This window comes from Sporosarcina sp. So3-204 (assembly GCF_058068165.1).
Window position 1 is genome coordinate 846,129 of sequence record NZ_CM176485.1, and the last position, 16,627, is coordinate 862,755.

Genomic DNA, 16,627 nt, shown 5'->3' on the forward strand with positions numbered 1-16,627 from the left:
CGTACCTCTAATTTGAAGTAAGTAGTTGTTTTCATTATGATGAGAATAATTCAATACTTTAGAAGAAAGGGAGAAAATATGAAAATAAGTGATTTTTCTATAAGAAGACCTGTATTTACAATTGTTACAATGTTTCTTGTAATTATATTAGGAGCGGTGTCTTTTTTTCGTATTCCTGTTACGCTAATTCCAGAACTAAATCCACCTGTGGCTGTGGTTGTGACAAGCTATCCTGGTGCATCACCAACGGAAGTAAGCGAAAAGATTACAAAACCACTCGAAGATAGTTTATCCACAACGCCTGGTTTAAAAACCATTCAATCTTCCTCTGCAGAAGGGTCAAACTTTATTTTTCTAATGTTTGATTGGTCGACGAAAATTGACGATGTTCAAATGGATATTATGCAACGTGTGGATCAAGTTCCTGTACCAGAGGGTGCAAATAAACCCCGGTTTTTAAAATTTGATCCGTCACAATTTCCAGTAATTCAGCTATCGCTGAGAGCGACAAATCCTGATGTAGATATTCGTGTCATTGCTGAAGAGTTGGAGCAAGAATTACGCAGAACAAAAGGTGTCGCAAGTGTCACTGTTTCAGGTCAGTTAACGGAAGAAGTACAAATTACTTTAGATGAAAAAAAACTTGTTGAATTTGGACTTTCACAAGCAGATATCGTTCAACTTATTCAGGCAAGTAATGTGTCCATGCCTGGTGAACCGATTGAAACTGATGATGGAAAGCAATTGACGACTCGAATCATCAGTTTATTAACGTCTGTAGAAGATATTAGTGAACTGAATGTTGCTGTGAATCCCGTTACTGGTAATCAGGTTAAAGTGAAGGATGTTGCGAAAGTTGCGCTTGCTGAAGCTGTATCTACAACAGAAACACGTGCAAATGAAGAGAAAGCCGTTCTTATGTCTGTGCTGCAAGAATCAGGTGCAAACACTGCGGATGTCTCAACGTCGTTTAAGGATGCGCTAGATAACCTTTTAGAAGAGGAGCAATTTAAAGGTGTCGAGTCAGATATATTATTTGACCAAGGGGACTATGTAAAGCTTGCGATTAGTAATATTGGACAGTCACTCATCTTGGGTGGAATTTTTGCGATGCTTGTCTTATTCTTCTTTTTAAGAGGTATAAAAAGCCCTTTAATTATCGGTGTTGCAATTCCATATTCAGTTATTGTTACTTTTGTTCTAATGTATTTTGCAAATTTCTCGCTTAACATTATGACGCTTGGGGCACTTGCTTTAGGGATTGGTATGCTTGTAGATAATGCAATTGTTGTTATTGAAAATATAGAACGACATCTATCGATGGGAAAAGATCCAAAACAAGCTGCCTCTGAAGGTTCAAAAGAAGTTGGCGGCGCAATTATCGCTTCTACATTAACGACCTTAGCTGTTTTTGTTCCAGTTATTTTTATCAGTGGTTTGATAGGAGAAATTTTTACTGAATTCGCACTGACGATATCATTCAGTTTATTTGCCTCACTAGTTGTTGCTTTGACGGTTGTTCCTATGATGGCAAGCCGTATGTTGAAAAAGCCGCGACGTAATGTAGAAGCAAGAAGGCGTCGTTCAAAAACGTTAAATCGTTTTGAGCGTTCGGTAAAATGGTCATTAAAACATAGAGTCATTGTATTATTAATAACGACTGTGATGATTGTCTTTAGTGGTTTCGGGTTATTTAAAGTGGGAACGGAATTTTTACCTGCAACGGATGAAGGTTTTTTTAGTATAGCAGTAAATTTGCCGAACGGTTCTTCACCATCAGCGACAGATGATGTTGTGAAGCGCATAGAAACTCAGCTGAAAAAAGAAAAAGATGTTGAAGTTTATGTAAGTTTGGTTGGTGGAACGCAGCAAAGTTTGGCGCAAGGATCATCTGAGGCCAATGTTGCAGAAATGTATGTGAAACTTGTTCCGTTAGCAGATCGAGATCGTTCAGTTTTTGAGTTTGTTGATAAAGTTCAGCCGAAGGTGTTGAAGGCGGTTGGCGAAGATGCCAAAGTAAGTTTTGACTTGCAAACGGCATCAGGGTCAAGTCCGAATGTATTGACATTTTCCTTAAATGATACGGATGAGCAGCGTTTAGATGAAGCTGTAACAAAGTTGAATGAAAAGTTAGGCAAGCTTGATTCTGTGACAGAAGTTTCAAACACACTTCAAGATACAGTAGAAGAAATTCGTATTGAAGTGAATCGGAAACAGGCATCTGAAAAAGGAATTGTTCCTTATGAGATTGCTCAAACGGTCAATAATATAACACGTGGATCATTTGCTACACAAATTATTGGAGAAAATAATGAAGTTTATGCTGTCAATGTGCAGTACGATGAAAAGTATCGTAATAGCATTGAACAATTGAAAAAGTTGAAATTACGTACGCAGACGGGTACTTTTGTTGCATTAAGTGATGTAGCAAAAGTGAGTATTGCTGAAGGTCCAGTGACAATTCAACGAGTTGATCAGACACATTCTGTAACGTTTAATGTGAAGTATGTATCGACAGAGTCACTGGGTCAAATGACGACAAAGGTCAATGATTTAATTGATAAACTTAAGTTTCCAGATGAAGTCGAAGTGTCATTTGGCGGAGATCGTGAACTTTTCGAAAGTGCAATTAATGATATGTTGATGGCAATTTTATTGGCGGTAGTACTGGTTTATATTGTTATGGCGGCGCAATTTGAATCGTTTAAGTATCCGTTTGTAATTATGTTCTCTGTTCCATTAATGATTATTGGAGTGTCAGTTGGGCTATTTGTAACGAGTACGCCAATTAGTGTAACGGCTGTTATTGGGTTACTCGTCCTCGTTGGGATAGTCGTAAATAATGGAATTGTTCTTGTTGATTATATTAATCAACGGAAAGAAGCTGGTATGGGTTCGTATGACGCGATTATCACTTCTGTTAAAGACCGAGTTCGTCCAATACTAATGACGGCGTTGACAACAATTCTTGGGTTGTTACCACTAGCATTAGGAATTGGAGAAGGAACGGAAATGAACCAACCAATGGGGATAGCAGTTATTGGCGGCCTCATAAGTTCAACGTTCTTAACATTGTATGTAGTACCTGTCATATACAGTCTATTTGATCGACAAACGATGCGCAGAGCAGTACCTAAGAAATAATGTTGGACCTCCTTTTTTCTCAGGAGGTTCTTTTTATATTTAATATAAGTCAATCAATTTCATAATTGGGTTTTATTTCTACTCCACTACAATATATAGTTGAGTTGAAGCGTTCTCAAACTATATATTGCGTCGTTGTAGCAGATTAAGGTCATTATGAAATTGATTCAAGTGATTTTATAATTTAATCTTGAATCAATGCACGTTGCTCTCGTTGTGTAGTAGTTTATTCTGATAATTGCTATAGTAAAATAAAAATAGGTTGATATAATAACGAAAAGGGGGGATTTCATGAAAACTCATTTCTTTACTGGTTTTCCTGGATTTATAACGACTGAACTAATAAAAGGGTTAATAAAAAAAGGGCACGTTAAGAAATTTTACACACTCGTTCAAGCTTCACAAATAGAGTTGGCTAAAACTCGTGCTGCGGCAATAAATGCAGAATTAGAATCCGATATACAGTTAGTAGTAATTTGTGGGGATATTACACTTCCAAATCTTGGCCTGGATTCCGACATGCTTGCTATATTAGAAAAGGAATCACTTGTCGTATGGCATCTTGCAGCTATCTATGATCTCGCTGTAAAGGAGGAGATTGCTTGGAAAGTAAATGTGGATGGAACAAAAAGGGTAAGTGATTTTATTGGAAGTCATCCATCAATTGAACGTTTAATGTATTTTAGTACAGCTTATGTTGCAGGAACGCGTGAAGGAAATTTGCTTGAAACCGAATTAATTCGTCCAAAAGCGTTTAAAAATCATTATGAGGAAACAAAGTATGAGGCGGAGCTAGTCATTGAACAATTAAAAGGAATGGTACCAGTCACAATTATTCGACCTGGCATTGTGCGCGGACATTCTAAAACAGGTGGAACAATTAAATTTGATGGACCTTACTTTTTTATGAATTTGATTGATCGACTAAAATGGCTACCTTTCATACCATATGTTGGAAGGTCTAAAGCGAAAATTAATGTGGTTCCGATTGATTATATTATTGAAGCGGCTATTTATTTGTCAGATCATCAAGAAGCTGCTGGATCTACTGTCCATTTAACGGATCCTTCACCTCATGGTATTGAAGAAGTTTATCGAGCAATGGTTATTGAATTAACTGGTAATGAACCGAAGGGAAGGTTGCCAAAATCATTAGCAGAAATAGGTCTATCATTTAAAATCCTAAGGCGGAAACTAGGCGTGGAAGCTGAGACACTCGATTATTTAACTTGGAATGCAACTTTTGATACAACAGTTGCTGAACGATTATTAAAAAATAGCGATATTAAATGTGCAGATTTTATTACTTCAATTCCGACAATGGCTTATTTCTATAATGACCATAAAAATAATGCAGAATTTCACGTTACAATTGAATAAATATGTTTACTTTCGCATATTAAATGGTATACTAACTTAAAAGACCGTTAACTTAATAACTTTTGACAGTTGTCGAAGGGGAGTAGCTTTAGGGAAACCTATTTCATAGTCGTCAATACGTGGTTTTGCCACCGGTTATGATAGCCGAAATTTGTAACATAAATTCCGTCTTAGCGAGACCTTTGCCTATTTATTAGGTGAGGGTCTTTTTATATTTACTTATAGGGGGAATTACATTGGAAGCAATTTTGTTACAATATGCATGGGTGCTCGTTGTGTTAATCGTATTAGAAGGACTATTAGCGGCAGATAATGCGGTGGTAATGGCTGTTATGGTCAAACATTTACCCCGACTTGAACAGAAGAAAGCATTATTTTACGGATTATTAGGGGCTTTTGTTTTCCGTTTTGCTGCATTGTTTATGATTACTTTTCTTGTTAATATGTGGTGGATTCAGGCATTAGGTGCAGCATATCTACTGTTTATTTCTATAAAAAGTATCATTGATCAACGAAAGCACGAGAATAATGAGATTGATTTAAAAGCGCGAAAAAAGTCTGGTTTTTGGATGACGGTTGTGAAAGTGGAACTTGCGGATATCGCATTTGCACTTGATTCAATGTTAGCTGCAGTAGCGCTCGCTGTTACGCTTCCTGAATTAGGGGATTTCGAAATCGGTGGCATTAACGGAGGTCAATTTACTGTAATGCTTTTAGGTGGTATCATCGGTTTGGTAATCATGAGATTTGCAGCTAGACAGTTTGTTGTTGTATTGGAAAAGTATCCATCACTCGAAACAGCAGCCTTTCTTATTGTAGGTTGGGTAGGCGTGAAGTTACTTGTCATGACACTTGCTCATCCTGAAATACAAGTGCTAGATCCTGGCTTCCCTCATTCAACATTATGGAATGCGACGTTCTGGATTGTCTTAGTGTTTATTGGTCTTAACGGTTATTTCTCTGGGGTACGGAAAGATCATAAGAATAACAAATCGGCAAAGTAAGGAAATTAATTTCCTGTGATGAAGGGAGTCGTATCTAATTAAATTTAATCGTGAAAGTTTGAGGAAATTCACTCCTGCTCAAATCATTGTATTTTATTATTTCCTTGCTATATCATCATCATTTTTAATATTAAACTTACCAGGAGTTTATAAGCCTGGTGTTAAAGTATCTTTTATAGATAGTCTATTTACAGCGGTTAGTGCCGTTAGTGTTACGGGATTAACATCCATTAATATTTCAGAAACGTATTCAGCATTTGGTGTCGTAATGATTATGCTTGTTTTACAAATTGGCGGTATCGGCATTATGTCGATGGGTACATTTTTCTGGCTCATTATGAAAAAAAGAATTGGTATGCGTGAAAGGCAACTTATAATGGTTGATCACAACCAGTATAGTGTTGCCGGCGTTGTCCAATTAATAAGGCAAATAGTATCTTTAATTTTCATCATTGAATTGGTGGGCGGGTTATTATTTACCGCCTATATTATGAGGTTTTATGATTCTTTTTGGGAAGCATTACTACATGGTGTATTTATGTCAGTATCCGCTACGACAAACACAGGATTCGACCTGACAGGGGAATCACTTCGTCCTTATTTCGACGATTATTTTATTCAAATAGTAACAATGATTTTAATTATTTTAGGTGCGATTGGATTTCCTGTGTTAATAGAAGTGAAGAGCTTTTTATCGAAAAAGAATAAACATTTCCGCTTTTCGCTTTTTACAAAGATTACTACCGCAACCTTTGGGATACTACTCGCATTTGGGGCTATTATGATTTTTATTTTGGAGTCAGTAAATTCATTTAAAGGAATGGCTTGGCATGAAAAAGTTTTCACATCGCTATTTCATTCCGTATCTTCGAGATCTGGAGGGCTAACAACATTCGATATAACGCAGTTTAGTGATGCGACAGATATTTTCATTAGTTTGCTTATGTTTATTGGCGCTTCTCCAAGTTCTGTTGGAGGTGGAATTAGGACAACTACCGTAGCGATAGCTATTTTATTCCTTATTAATTTTGCTAGAGGAAATGAAGTCATTCATATTTTTAATAGACAAATAAAAGTAATTGATGTATTTCGTTCCTATGCAGTCATTATAGTGGCAACTATGATGGTTTTTGTTGCTTTGATTTTACTTATCATTACAGAACCAAATGTGTCTGTTGTTGCGTTACTATTCGAAATTACCTCTGCGTTTGGTACTTGCGGAATGTCCCTTGGTATTACGTCAGATCTTTCCGTTGTTGGAAAAGTTGTTTTAATGGTGCTTATGTTCATCGGTCGCGTGGGGCTTATTTCATTCTTGTATACACTTGGTGGGAAAACGAAAAAGTCGCCTTATCATTTTCCGAAAGAACGTGTCATAATTGGTTGAATTTAAAAGAATGAAAGGTCTTTACTCCTGATATTTTTAAATGAAAACACAGTAGAAAGAATAATAAAAGGGAATTTCACTATTTCAAAATAGTGAAGGTTCCTTATGTTGTTTTATGAAAACAACGTAATTTAAGACTTATAACTGAAAATCACTTTAATCTTAATTGGATTAAAGTGATTTTTTTTAATATCACTATCTTTTTATAGTGATATTAATATTGCTTATTTATAACCTAATTTTTTGATTAGTGGGAAAATTTTATTCTGTAGAACTAATTACCTATGTTAAAATTTTGTTTTGTATGTAATAATCTGAATTGAAGATACATTTCATGAAGATTTTAAATAAGAATGAATTGGAATTGTTTTTCATACTGTTTATAGATAGGAACAGGAGGAATAAACATGAAGTTTGAAGAAATTACAGCATTTAATTATGATCATATTTTCAGAAGTACCAATAAACCATTGGCTATTTTAAACAAAGACGGAACTGTCGTCCAATTAAACGATGCCTTTCGCAAAAAATTTGAGATGCAAAGATTAGGTAGAATTCAGGATTTATCCAAAGATAACAGATTGGATATGTGGTGCGAATATGCCAGACTTGCCGAGAAAAATAAAAATATTGATTTTGAAATAAAATTACGCTTAAACATTCAACAAGTTACGCATATGAAACTAATTGTAATTTACTGTAATACTACTTCATACTTTGCTGTTTACTTTAAAGAAATAAAAAAGAGCTATGAAGAACCTAAAAATGTTTATTCAAATGCATTTCATACTGCAGGAATATTAATGATACTTGCGGATCAAGATGGCGTTATACGTGATGTTAATGATTCATCGCGAAGGTTTTTCGATTTATCACCCGATTTCTTTATTGGGAAAAAAATGACGGAATTTATAAATTTGTTTTCTAGTACACCTGAAAAGTTCCAGAAATATATGGAGTTGGCTCTTGTCAATGGAAGTTCTAGTAGTTTAGTGCGTTATGAAAAAGAAGACGAGAGCTTCCGGTATTACTTTTTTTCGACAGAGTACGATGATGAAACGTGTACTTTTATAACAAGAGTAATAGACCGAACACATGAAATAACACTAGAAGATAAGTTGTCGCATTCAAATTCATTATCGTCTGTAGGTGAATTAGCAGCAAGTATTGCTCATGAAATTAGAAATCCTTTAACTACTTTGAAGGGGTTTACACAACTATTAAAGATTTCTGCAGATGGGGAAACAATTAGATATTTAAACGTAATTGATGATGAAATAAATCGAATGGAATCTATATTAAGTGAAATGCTTGTGCTATCGAAACCAAGTAAAAATGAGCGGAGACTTATTTCATTACAAAAGCTATTATCGGATATGGCTAAAATTATTACGCCAAAAGCTAGTTTAGAGGGTATTGAAATTAATTGGAAAAGTAATAACATCCCACATGATTTGATTTATGGTGATGAAATTAAGCTGAAACAAGCTCTTTTAAATATAATAAAAAATGCTATGGAATCGATGTCGCACAGTGGTGTACTTACTATCGGAATTAAAAAAGAAAATGAGACTCAAATAATAGCGACAATTGAAGATACAGGTAAAGGTATAAGTGTAGAACATTTAAAACAAATTTTTAGTCCTTATTTTACGACACGTTCAGACGGGAATGGTTTTGGATTACCATTTGTTTATAATACGATTAATGATCATGGTGGCTCAATTGATGTTGAAAGTAATGTCGGGAAGGGTACGAAGTTCACTTTGACATTTCCCACAACTGTTAAAGTAGCTGGGAATGAAATATTAGATGAAGAAGAGTTAACGCTATTAGGGTTCATGGCTTAATTACTTTAAAAGTAATATATCAATGGCCACTTTGGTGTTTTAATTGGAATTCAGTTATAATCATACTCAATCTCCGAATGGATAAGGGTGAAATAGAGCATGGAAAAAGATACAGAACGCGCGTTAAAACTATTTATCGTTTTAACGCGTGCTAGTAAAGTAATCGCTGAAGAATCACAAAAATTAATTGATGATATTGGTTTAAACTCAACTGAATTTGGCGTTCTCGAACTACTTTATCACCGGGGACAGCAGCCTATTCAGCAAATAGGTAAAAAGATCCTAATGGGAAGTGGATCTATGACATATGTTGTGGATAAGTTAGAAAAAAAAGGTTTATTGACACGGGTTTGCTGTGCAAAAGATAAACGCATCACATATATCTCGATTACAGAACTGGGCAAGGATTTAATACAATCAATTTTTCCTAAGCATGCTGAAAATATAGAAATGCTTATGTCAGAATTAAATTCAAACGAGCAGGATGCGGCAATTGAATTACTTCGTAAGCTTGGATTGTCTGTAAAGGATCTTTCATAAAAAAAAGCGGTACCTCTGGGTTTGATCAGAGGACCGCTTTTTCGTTGTAGTTAAATTATTTACTAGTAACTGTTTCACCCATATGAAGAAAATCACTATAATACTCAGATTTTACAGAATCGAAAATTGTAAGTCGAACGATTAAATTGTCCTTTTTGAATAATATACCTGTCACGGGGGCATCATTAGTACTAATTTGATAGACTTGGACATTTTCTAGCGCTTCGTTTGAAGGAAGTAAATCTACATTTGTAACTTCTACAGGTTTCTCTCCATTACCAGAAGCTTCGAGTACAACTAACATATTTTCAGCTAAATAATCATAAGTACCTTCTTCTGCTTCCATTGTCTCAACTCTCATGAAAACAGAATCATCGGATTCTAAATATAAAATGTCTCTTCCTGGTTCTTCGCTAGAAAGTTTATAGTTAGGCAGGACATTTATTGAAAATGCCTGTTCATCGCTATCGACAAGTGTCGTTTCTGCTGTAATGTCTATTTCTGTATCTGTTTCAGTTGGTTCTTTATCAATTTCAATATCTTCTGTACCTGAAACAACTTCATTATCTTCAATAGGTTCCTCTGTTTGGGTCTCAGTTTCTGACGGTGTTTTATCATTTACTTCACTGTTGTCATTAACTTCTGTTACTGTTGTATCATCCTCTGGGGCTGGGTCGCTTTTTTCGGTATCGCTCGTACCACACGCTGCCAGGACTAGTGCTAAGACGGAAATTAGGTAAAGTAAGCGTAATTTGTTCTTCATAATAACTCCTCCTTAAGATAAACAGACGAACCTAGTAGATTAAAAGTTTCATCTTGTCTCCTTCTATTTTGCCTTAAAAGATGAAATAGGTAAAGGTTTTATATATCTTTTCCTGTAATGTACTATTTTAAAAATGTGAAAGAATGAACTATTAACACTGGTAAACTGAATTAAGTAAAATCTATCGATGGTAGATTTTCCTTTAATTCTCCTATTAGACTTTACATACTAACTCTCACATTATTCATTTTTATAAATAAAGTAAATACTTTGAAGGTTCTGATAGCAATAACTATAAGAGTGATGTATAATCATAATTAAAATCGCCAGACTTGTTTGGGGAGGGATAATTTTGAATTATTCATTAAAAAAAGAAATTGAATCAATGCGCAAAGCGATGTTAGAAGTTGCTATGAAAAAAGGTCGTTCCGCAAGTGAGACGTTGCAATTGAGTCGTGATCTTGATAAATTGATGAATGAATTTACGGTTAAAACTTCCAAGCCTAAACCAAATAATTTGAATATGGTTAAAAAAGATAAATTGAATGATATATAGAATTTCTGATTAATTTTAATGAACGTTTAAATATTAATTTTATGTTTAATTTTTTTATTAAAGGGGCACAATATAAAAGAACACCGAAATATTCTCATTTCCCCCTTTTTAGAGCAGACCGGTAAAACGGTATGCTCTCTTTTTATGTCTAAATTAAAATGAAGTAATGGTGAATTTTGTATTTTCTGATAGAATAAATTGAGTAGTTAATACATAAAGAAAGAAGTGATGATTATGAAAAAGGTTGCGTTCATTGGCACGGGTGTTATGGGTAGTAGTGTAGTTAGGCACTTACTAAGTAAGAAATATGAGGTTACAGTATATACACGTACAAAAGAAAAAGCGGCTACACTAATTAAAGATGGTGCGACATGGGCTGAGACAGCGAGTGAGGCGACTTCTAGTGCAGACGTAATTATCACTATGGTTGGATATCCTTCAGATGTTGAGCAAATTTACTTTGGTGAGAATGGGATTTTTGAAGGGAGTCATGAGGGGCAAATTCTTGTTGATATGACGACTTCAAGTCCTGCACTGGCGATAAGGATTGCGAAAGAGGCTGAAAAACGTAAAATGTCTTCAATTGATGCGCCAGTTTCTGGTGGTGATATTGGTGCGAAAAATGGAACTTTGTCAATAATGTGTGGTGGGGATGCAGAAATATTTGAAAAAGTTTTACCATTACTATCTGTTTTCGGGGAAGGTATTGTTTATCAGGGATCAGCGGGAGCGGGTCAGCATACGAAAATGTGTAATCAAGTCGTGATTGCAACGAGTATGATTGGCGTGTGTGAAGCTGTTTCTTATGCAATAAATGCTGGGCTAGATCCAGATAAAGTATTGTCTTCAATTTCATCCGGTGCAGCTGGATCTTGGTCATTATCAAATCTTGCTCCCCGAATGTTGAAAGGTGATTTTGAGCCTGGTTTTTATGTAAAGCATTTCATGAAGGATATGGATATCGCTCTTCAAGAGGCAGAATTAATGAAACTAAATTTACCTGGATTGAAATTGGCGCGTAGTTTATATAATGATTTAGTTGTTAGTGGATATGGGGATAAAGGGACGCAAGCACTTTATAAAAGTTATGAGTAAACTCTAATTTAAAAAAGGACAATCATCTGCATAAAATGCTTGATTGTCCTTTTTTTGCTGGGATATAATTAGTAGCCATCTAAATATGACGATCTAAAGTTAGTGGCATTGTCCATTACATGATTTTTTTTAATTGAGGGCTGTTGTTTTTTTTCATGAGTATTATTTTGGGGGACATCTGCAAACTTATCAAGAAGTTCTTTGGCTGCACGAAGGCTCATTCGTTCTTGTGGATTCCGTGAAGTCTGATCTTGATGGCCGAGGTGAGGGAGTGTATCAAAATCTTCTTTCTCGGGAATCATATGAAAGAGAAAATCGCAGCATGTAACAAGTGTTGTTGAATGTTGTTTACTAAATTTAGGATTTTCGACAAAGTGTAAGCCGATTTTTATTGCATCCCCTGAACTAATTAGTTTATCTAGAGCAATCTTTTTTAGTGCATAAAGCTCTTTATTATTAGGTGCAGTTTTTGCATGTCGGTTTACTGTGTAAATTGCTATTGTTAGTTGACGGATATAATTTTTATTCTCCAATATGGTCCTCCTACTTTATAGTTTAAATACTTTTGAACTAATCTTTATAATTGTATAGTAACAAGAATACCTCAGAATGTACATGAAATCATAACAGAAAATAGTATATTTGCAATTGTATAGATAAAGTAATATAGGGTGAAGTCTATTTTTATATTATGTGGTTTAATTTTACTAGATGTCAAATCATTTATCGTTTTTAGTCATTCCTCGTGCTACAATAATGAGTGACTGTTCATTCACTACAAAGGGGGAATTAGAATGTATGACGGAAAAGTGATTATTGTTACTGGTGGATCTAATGGAATGGGAAAGTATATGGCGCAAAAGTTTGCAAATGAAGGTGCAAAAGTAGTTATTACAGGGAGAGACCTTGAACGTTTGAAGTCTGCTCAAGAAGAAATTGGAGACAACGCTCATATATTTCAAATGGACGTCAGAAAAGTTGAGTCTGTTTCTGCACTTGTCGAATTCACTGATGGATTATTCGGTCGCATAGACGGTCTTGTGAATAATGCTGCTGGTAATTTCATTGTACGTGCAGAAGATTTATCACCAAATGGTTGGAATTCGGTTATTGATATAGTGTTAAACGGCACTTTTTATTGTTCAAGTGCTGTGGGGAAATATTGGATTGAGAAAAAACAACAAGGTAATATTTTAAATATGCTGGCGACGTACGCTTGGGACGCTGGGCCAGGTGTCATTCATTCAGCTGCAGCTAAAGCAGGAGTGATGTCACTTACACGTACGTTGGCGGTTGAATGGGGCACGCAATACGGAATTAGGGTAAACGGGATAGCGCCTGGACCTATCGAGCGTACAGGCGGAGCAGACAAGTTATGGGAGTCTGAAGAGGCGGCTAAACGCACAATAGATTCAATTCCTCTTCGCAGACTTGGAAAACCAGAAGAAGTAGCTGAGCTCGCGGCATTTATCATGTCTGATAAAGCTTCTTATATGAATGGGGAAATTGTGACACTTGACGGTGGTCAATGGTTGAATCAGTTTCCGTTCTAACTAACTGAATAAATAAGTCTAACTTGCACATCCTTTCTTGAAAAGGAGTGATATGATTTTGGACTTTATGATGAAATGGCTTGTTTTTGTTACGCTTATTATCATTTGGATTACTTACTCTTCGATTAGAAAATCTTCGAAAGGTAAATCGGATGTGAAAGGTAGATCTGAAATTAGTGAAGTAATTGAGGAGCGTCCGGTTACTTTAAATCCACTACTCTGGGTGATTATAATTTCGTATTTATTTATGGGCTTCGCAATTGTCTATTACGCCACCTCTTTCTAGTGAAAGAGGTTTTTTGCGCGTTATAAATATATTAGTCTAACGAAACTTTTTCACTTTATCATTCTGTATTCCCAATACTACATCTTATGGTACAATGGGGAGTGAAAGATATGACGAAACTGCAGAGTGATAGAAGGAGTCGACTTACATGATTTCTGTGAATAACAAAGAATTTTTATTTATGCCTATAAAGGACCATATTATTCCTGCTGAAAAAGTAGCGAATGTTTCGGCGGGTAATAGTGCGGAGCACGCTTTACTCGTTTTAACGAAAACAGGCTATTCTTCAGTACCGGTTCTTGATTCATCGGATAGATTACATGGTTTACTAAGTATTACCACTGTTACAGATTCTATTCTTGGTCTTTCTCATATTGAGTATGAGCGATTACCTGATTTAAAAGTTGATGAAATAATGAGTACTGAATTTGCTTCAATGCGAACGACAGATACATTTCAGCGAGGGTTCGATCTGCTCATCGATCATCCGTTTCTTTGTGTAGTGGATCAGGATGGAGTATTTGCTGGCATTTTGACGAGGCGAGTTTTATTAAAAGAGCTGAAAAAGTATATATATTCGAATTAATAATGATGTAATATTATTAGTAAGGCTCCTGTAATAGGAGTCTTTTTCTGATTGGAGGCATAAATATAATGATTACTAAAGTGGAAAAGATAACGAACCGCCCACTTGTGCTCATATCTGTCATGTTAGCTATGTTTGTAGGAGCGGTTGAAGCAACCATTGTGACGACAGCAATGCCAGTCATTGCATCAGAACTTGGTGGTTTTTCGAGATATAGTTGGGTGTTCTCTGCATACTTATTAATGAGCACAGTAACTGTACTCATTTATGGAAAACTTGCGGACATATACGGAAGAAAGCGTATTTTATTCATCGGATTAACAATCTTTTTAATCGGATCAATTTTATGTGGTTTAGCAGATTCTATGACACAGTTAATTATTTTTAGGCTTGTTCAAGGGTTAGGTGCTGGTGCAGTAATGCCAATTACTACTACAATTATTGGAGATATTTATTCGACCAAGGAACGGGCAAAGGTACAAGGTTATTTGGCAAGTATTTGGGGTATTTCAGCTGTTTTAGGTCCTGTTATTGGTGGTAGTATTGTCCATTACTTTAGTTGGCAATTAATATTCTGGATAAATGTACCACTAGGTTTACTTTCTATTCTCGGGATTGGCTTGTTTCTTCATGAGCCTAGGCGGACTGGAAAAACTTCAATCAATTATAAAGGTGCAGTACTATTAACGTTTTCGCTTTCTGCAATTATATTTTGGTTAGTTGAAGGTGGACAATCATTTGGTAGATTATCTATGATTGGATCTTTAATTATTGTATTAGGTTTGGGCTTGTTTGTTTTTTTTATCATCGCAGAACGCGCTACAAAAGATCCAATTATGCCATTTGTCATTTGGAAGAATAAGGTCATCCTTTATGCTAATCTTGTTTCATTTACCACTGGTTTTATATTGATTGGTGTTACTACATATTTACCGACATATGTGATGGGTGTGATGGTACAACCTGCTATTATTGCTGGTTTTACGTTAACAGCGATGTCGATTGGTTGGCCAATAGCATCTTCATTTGCAGGACATTTATTAATTCGTTTTGGTACATTTATTGTATCTTTTTTTGGCGGGCTTGCGTTTATAGTTGGTGCTGTATTATTTGTCTTTATGCAAGCAGCTTACGGTCCTTGGTATGTTGCAATAGCCAGCTTTTTTATAGGCGTTGGAATGGGCTTAACAACAACGTCTTTCATTGTAACAATTCAAGGTGCAGTACCTCGTGAAATTCGGGGCTCGGCAACGGCAGCCAATACGTTTATGAGGAACTTCGGAAATACTATAGGTGCCGCTTTATATGGCGCAATTTTGAATGGCGCGTTACTATCAAAGTTTAAAGCTAACGGTTCGAGTTTTGAGTTAGATGATGTAAATTTGTTATTAACAGATGAACAACGACAATCTATTTCGTTTGATAATATAGAATTTCTTCAACAGGCTTTGGCTCAATCATTGCAATGGGTTTATATAGGGGTCGCATGCTTTGCAATTCTAAGTTTTGTACTCATATTACGGATACCACGCGGGAGGGGGTTAGATAATGAATATGACTGAACTCGAAATTATAAAAGCACTAGCTGAGGAAGGAAATATGCGTAAAGCTGCTGAGAGACTTTTTTTATCACAACCTGCATTATCTCAAAGATTGCAATCTATTGAAAAAGAGTGGGAAACAATGCTTTTTATTCGTTCACAAAAGGGGCTTGAAGCAACCCCGGCGGGTGAAATCATCATTGCTTATGCCAGGGAAGCCCTTATTAAGCGTGAAGAAACTTTTGGTATGATTGCATCAATGGTTGATAAAGTACATGGAACACTGAAAATAGGTTGTTCTACGCTTATTGGTCATACATGGCTACCACAAGTATTGAAAGAGTATGTTGAACGTTATCCGGATGCCCAAATTTCATTAATAACAGGTTGGAGCTCCGAAATTGTCAAGGCTCTATATGAACGTGAAGCACATATTGGTATTGTACGTGGTCATATAGATTGGAAAAGTAGGAAGACGCATTTGTTTAGGGATCAGCTTTATCTCGTGGACCAAGAAATTTCTTCGATAGATCAATTAACTGATTCCAAACGACCGTTTATTCAATTTAAAAGTGATTCAAATTACCATCTTGAAATACAGCGTTGGTGGCATCGTCATTTTGCTAGAAAGCCGGGACGTCAAATTACGGTCGATCAAATTGAAACGTGTAAACAACTTGCGCTTAACGGTATTGGATATGCAATCTTACCGGCCATTACGTTAACGGGGGATGAAGTTGTAAATAAAATTCCACTATTAAATGATGATGAAGAATTTGAGCTTACAAGAGATACATGGCTAATTGGTTATGAATCAACTTTTGAATTAAAACAAGTCGCTGCTTTTACGGAAGTCATTCAAGAACAGGCACATCGCCTGCGAATAAATAATGGAATTGATACTTGAATTAGAAATCGGTTTAATATTGAAGATTGGAATAA

Annotated in this window: 15 protein-coding genes; 13 read left to right on the plus strand and 2 right to left on the minus strand. The window is 35.7% G+C overall.

Annotated features, from left to right (window positions below; all coding sequences use genetic code 11):
* Positions 1-78 precede the first annotated feature (78 nt).
* From AC3RV6_RS04025 to AC3RV6_RS04050, 6 genes are all read left to right on the plus strand, one after another.
* Complete coding sequence (locus tag AC3RV6_RS04025; RefSeq protein WP_489748171.1) at positions 79-3,144, plus strand: efflux RND transporter permease subunit; 3,066 nt, start codon at positions 79-81, stop codon at positions 3,142-3,144.
* A 291-nt stretch (positions 3,145-3,435) separates the two neighbouring features.
* Positions 3,436-4,524 carry an SDR family oxidoreductase gene (locus tag AC3RV6_RS04030; RefSeq protein WP_489748172.1) on the plus strand — a complete coding sequence of 363 codons (1,089 nt, stop codon included), beginning with the start codon at positions 3,436-3,438 and terminating at the stop codon, positions 4,522-4,524.
* Between the two features lie 236 nt (positions 4,525-4,760).
* Positions 4,761-5,528 carry a TerC family protein gene (locus AC3RV6_RS04035; RefSeq protein ID WP_489748173.1) on the plus strand — a complete coding sequence of 256 codons (768 nt, stop codon included), beginning with the start codon at positions 4,761-4,763 and terminating at the stop codon, positions 5,526-5,528.
* 37 nt (positions 5,529-5,565) lie between these two features.
* Positions 5,566-6,915 (plus strand): TrkH family potassium uptake protein, encoded by a 1,350-nt coding sequence (locus AC3RV6_RS04040; protein ID WP_489749185.1) that lies wholly within the window; start codon positions 5,566-5,568, stop codon positions 6,913-6,915.
* Positions 6,916-7,322: 407 nt separating this feature from the next.
* Positions 7,323-8,765: an ATP-binding protein gene (locus AC3RV6_RS04045; protein ID WP_489748174.1), complete on the plus strand. Its 1,443-nt coding sequence runs from the start codon at positions 7,323-7,325 to the stop codon at positions 8,763-8,765.
* A 99-nt stretch (positions 8,766-8,864) separates the two neighbouring features.
* Positions 8,865-9,305 (plus strand): MarR family winged helix-turn-helix transcriptional regulator, encoded by a 441-nt coding sequence (locus tag AC3RV6_RS04050; RefSeq protein ID WP_489748175.1) that lies wholly within the window; start codon positions 8,865-8,867, stop codon positions 9,303-9,305.
* A 55-nt stretch (positions 9,306-9,360) separates the two neighbouring features.
* Here AC3RV6_RS04050 and AC3RV6_RS04055 read toward each other — a convergent pair whose 3' ends face one another.
* Complete coding sequence (locus AC3RV6_RS04055) at positions 9,361-10,068, minus strand: hypothetical protein (RefSeq protein WP_489748176.1); 708 nt, start codon at positions 10,066-10,068, stop codon at positions 9,361-9,363.
* 352 nt (positions 10,069-10,420) lie between these two features.
* Here AC3RV6_RS04055 and AC3RV6_RS04060 point away from each other — a divergent pair, with 352 nt between their 5' ends.
* Both AC3RV6_RS04060 and AC3RV6_RS04065 read left to right on the plus strand, forming a co-directional pair.
* The gene (locus AC3RV6_RS04060) at positions 10,421-10,624 is read left to right on the plus strand and encodes an aspartyl-phosphate phosphatase Spo0E family protein (RefSeq protein ID WP_489748177.1); all 204 of its coding nucleotides are present in this window, start codon (positions 10,421-10,423) and stop codon (positions 10,622-10,624) included.
* Positions 10,625-10,852: 228 nt separating this feature from the next.
* Positions 10,853-11,719: an NAD(P)-dependent oxidoreductase gene (locus AC3RV6_RS04065; RefSeq protein WP_489748178.1), complete on the plus strand. Its 867-nt coding sequence runs from the start codon at positions 10,853-10,855 to the stop codon at positions 11,717-11,719.
* 68 nt (positions 11,720-11,787) lie between these two features.
* Here AC3RV6_RS04065 and AC3RV6_RS04070 read toward each other — a convergent pair whose 3' ends face one another.
* A complete protein-coding gene (locus AC3RV6_RS04070; RefSeq protein ID WP_489748179.1) occupies positions 11,788-12,252 on the minus strand; it encodes a YkyB family protein in 465 nt (154 codons plus the stop codon).
* Positions 12,253-12,513: 261 nt separating this feature from the next.
* Here AC3RV6_RS04070 and fadH point away from each other — a divergent pair, with 261 nt between their 5' ends.
* From fadH to ccpC, 5 genes are all read left to right on the plus strand, one after another.
* Complete coding sequence (gene fadH / locus AC3RV6_RS04075) at positions 12,514-13,272, plus strand: 2,4-dienoyl-CoA reductase (protein WP_489748180.1); 759 nt, start codon at positions 12,514-12,516, stop codon at positions 13,270-13,272.
* A 58-nt stretch (positions 13,273-13,330) separates the two neighbouring features.
* Entirely contained in the window at positions 13,331-13,558 is a 228-nt protein-coding gene (locus tag AC3RV6_RS04080) for a hypothetical protein (protein WP_489748181.1), read from the plus strand.
* 148 nt (positions 13,559-13,706) lie between these two features.
* On the plus strand, positions 13,707-14,144 hold the full coding sequence (gene cbpB, locus AC3RV6_RS04085; RefSeq protein WP_489748182.1) for a cyclic-di-AMP-binding protein CbpB: 438 nt from the start codon (positions 13,707-13,709) through the stop codon (positions 14,142-14,144).
* A gap of 68 nt (positions 14,145-14,212) precedes the next feature.
* Positions 14,213-15,706: an MDR family MFS transporter gene (locus AC3RV6_RS04090; RefSeq protein ID WP_489748183.1), complete on the plus strand. Its 1,494-nt coding sequence runs from the start codon at positions 14,213-14,215 to the stop codon at positions 15,704-15,706.
* Positions 15,693-16,592 carry a transcriptional regulator CcpC gene (gene ccpC / locus AC3RV6_RS04095; RefSeq protein WP_489748184.1) on the plus strand — a complete coding sequence of 300 codons (900 nt, stop codon included), beginning with the start codon at positions 15,693-15,695 and terminating at the stop codon, positions 16,590-16,592. Before AC3RV6_RS04090 ends, ccpC begins: the two co-directional genes overlap by 14 nt.
* Positions 16,593-16,627: the final 35 nt, after the last annotated feature.

Excerpts from the sequence above, each read along its gene's own strand:
- AC3RV6_RS04030 (WP_489748172.1), top strand. The coding sequence starts at position 3,436 with ATGAAAACTCATTTCTTTACTGGTTTTCCTGGATTTATAACGACTGAA.
- AC3RV6_RS04055 (WP_489748176.1), bottom strand. The coding sequence starts at position 10,068 with ATGAAGAACAAATTACGCTTACTTTACCTAATTTCCGTCTTAGCACTA.
- ccpC (WP_489748184.1), top strand. The coding sequence starts at position 15,693 with ATGAATATGACTGAACTCGAAATTATAAAAGCACTAGCTGAGGAAGGA.
- AC3RV6_RS04045 (WP_489748174.1), top strand. The coding sequence starts at position 7,323 with ATGAAGTTTGAAGAAATTACAGCATTTAATTATGATCATATTTTCAGA.
- fadH (WP_489748180.1), top strand. The coding sequence starts at position 12,514 with ATGTATGACGGAAAAGTGATTATTGTTACTGGTGGATCTAATGGAATG.
- AC3RV6_RS04050 (WP_489748175.1), top strand. The coding sequence starts at position 8,865 with ATGGAAAAAGATACAGAACGCGCGTTAAAACTATTTATCGTTTTAACG.
- AC3RV6_RS04090 (WP_489748183.1), top strand. The coding sequence starts at position 14,213 with ATGATTACTAAAGTGGAAAAGATAACGAACCGCCCACTTGTGCTCATA.
- cbpB (WP_489748182.1), top strand. The coding sequence starts at position 13,707 with ATGATTTCTGTGAATAACAAAGAATTTTTATTTATGCCTATAAAGGAC.
- AC3RV6_RS04065 (WP_489748178.1), top strand. The coding sequence starts at position 10,853 with ATGATTATGAAAAAGGTTGCGTTCATTGGCACGGGTGTTATGGGTAGT.
- AC3RV6_RS04025 (WP_489748171.1), top strand. The coding sequence starts at position 79 with ATGAAAATAAGTGATTTTTCTATAAGAAGACCTGTATTTACAATTGTT.